At 59.4% G+C, this 433-nt stretch carries 1 protein-coding gene; it reads left to right on the forward strand.

Annotation, left to right across the window (positions count from 1 at the left end):
• Positions 1-433 (forward strand): immunoglobulin-like domain-containing protein (locus HU766_RS26045; protein ID WP_202883665.1); only part of this gene is annotated, 433 nt, incomplete at both ends.

Below are 433 nucleotides of genomic sequence, written 5' to 3' on the forward strand. Positions count from 1 at the left end.
TGTTGGCAAGTTCGAGAACCTGGTTCTGGATAAGACGCCGGTCAGCACTGCTGTTACCGACGAGCCTGGCTCGGGCACCCCAGGCACTGGCAACGGTGGCGACCTGGTCAAAGTCACCATCACGGCCGACCAGGTTTCGGTCGCTGAAAACGTTAAACCGACCTTCACCGTGCACATCAACGCTGCCCTGGACCACGACCTTGTCGTGACCCTGAGCAACAACGAAGTTGTGACCATCAAGGCCGGCGAAACCAGCGCGCCGTACAGCCACGCTGCACAGGGCGACGACGTCTACAAAGACGCCGGTGAAATCAGCCTGGGTATCAAGTCGGCAGCAGACATCGACGGCCGTGCCTTCGAAAATCTGCAGCTGGGCGATGCGGCGTCGGTCAAAGTGACTGACACCACTGACGACGTAGTGGCCAAACTGACT

It is taken from the genome of Pseudomonas sp. SWRI77 (genome assembly GCF_014269105.1).
Classification (GTDB): domain Bacteria; phylum Pseudomonadota; class Gammaproteobacteria; order Pseudomonadales; family Pseudomonadaceae; genus Aquipseudomonas; species Aquipseudomonas capeferrum.